The organism is Bradyrhizobium sp., assembly GCF_016462955.1.
Classification (GTDB): domain Bacteria; phylum Pseudomonadota; class Alphaproteobacteria; order Rhizobiales; family Xanthobacteraceae; genus Bradyrhizobium.
The window spans coordinates 2,492-3,455 of the sequence record NZ_JAEMSD010000306.1 but is presented as its reverse complement, the minus strand read 5'-3'; the positions used below and the strand labels follow the sequence as shown (position 1 = coordinate 3,455).

General features: G+C 65.4%; 1 protein-coding gene. It reads right to left on the bottom strand.

Annotated features, from left to right (window positions below):
• Positions 1-964 (bottom strand): AMP-binding protein (locus tag JHD07_RS25855; protein ID WP_291627199.1); only part of this gene is annotated, 964 nt, incomplete at both ends.

Genomic DNA, 964 nt, shown 5'->3' with positions numbered 1-964 from the left:
GCCCTTGATCGCGTCCTTGACGCCGAGCACGGCGCATTCGGCGACGTCGGGATGCGAGGCCAGGATCTCCTCCATGCCGCCGGTGGAGAGCCGATGCCCGGCGACGTTGATGATGTCGTCGGTACGGCCCATGACGAAGACGTAGCCGTCATCGTCCTTGTAGCCGGCGTCGGAGGTTTTGTAATAGCCGGGGAATTCGCTCAGGTACGCTTCCTTGAAGCGCTCGTCCTGATTCCACAGCGTCGGCAGACAGCCCGGCGGCATCGGCAGCTTGATGACGATCGAGCCCATGGTGTTGGGGCCGACCGGCTTTGCCGCTTCGTCGACGACATCGACCTGATAGCCCGGCATCGGCACCGTCGGCGAGCCGTGCTTCACCGGCAGCATGCCGAGCCCGACCGGATTGCCGGCGATGCACCAACCGGTCTCGGTCTGCCACCAATGGTCGATCACCGGCACCTTCAGCTGCTGCTCGGCCCACTCCACCGTCGGCGGATCGGCGCGCTCCCCGGCCAGGAACAGCGTGCGGAACTTGGACAGATCATATTGCCGGATGAACTTTCCTTCGGGATCGTCCTTCCGGATGGCGCGGAACGCGGTCGGCGCGGTGAAGAATGCCACCGCCTTGTGCTCGGAGATCACGCGCCAGAACGCGCCGGCGTCGGGCGTGCCGACCGGCTTGCCCTCATACATGATCGTGGTCGCGCCCTGCAGCAGTGGCCCGTAGACGATGTAGCTGTGCCCGACCACCCAGCCGATGTCGGAGCCGCACCACCACACCTCGCCCGGCTTGACGCCGTAGAGGTTGAACATCGACCATTTCACCGCGACCAGATGCCCGCCATTGTCGCGCACGACACCCTTCGGAATGCCCGTGGTGCCCGAAGTGTAGAGGATGTAGAGCGGATCGGTGGCGGCAACAGGCACGCAAGGCGCGCTCTTGCCGTCGTTCAGCGCCTTGCGG